General features: G+C 56.1%; 1 protein-coding gene. It reads left to right on the forward strand.

Going from position 1 to position 556, the window contains the following annotated elements:
• A partial coding sequence (locus tag K0H47_RS31075; RefSeq protein ID WP_257626665.1) for an immunoglobulin-like domain-containing protein occupies positions 1-556 on the forward strand: 556 nt, incomplete at both ends.

The raw sequence follows: 556 nt of genomic DNA on the forward strand, positions 1-556 counted from the left end.
AGCGATCACTGAAGGCGGTCAAATCACCTACACCGCGACGCTTTCGAATGAAGCTCACGCGCCGGTGACCGTGACCCTGTCCAACGGCCAGGTGATCACCATTGATGCCGGTAAAACCACCGGCACTGTGGTTTTCCAGACTCCGGTCAACGACGTTTACAACAACGGCTCGACCGTTAGCACCACGATCACCACCGCAACGGGTGGCAACTTCGAGAAGCTGGTCCCGGACAATACCAATCCGCCAACCACCGTTATTTCGGATTCGATCGATACCACCACCGTGACCTTGTCGACTAACGACACCGCAATCACTGAAGGCGGTCAGATCACTTACACCGCCACGCTTTCGAATGAAGCGCATGCGCCGGTAACCGTGACTCTGTCTAACGGCCAAGTTATTACCATTGACGCAGGCAAAACCACGGGCACCGTGGTTTTCCAGACTCCGGTCAACGACGTCTACAACAACGGTTCCACCGTCAGCACCACTATCACCACCGCTACCGGTGGCAACTTCGAGAAGTTGGTCCCGGACAATACCAATCCGCCGACC

The sequence above is a fragment of the Pseudomonas sp. Xaverov 83 genome (assembly GCF_019352905.1).
Classification (GTDB): Bacteria; Pseudomonadota; Gammaproteobacteria; order Pseudomonadales; family Pseudomonadaceae; genus Aquipseudomonas; species Aquipseudomonas yamanorum.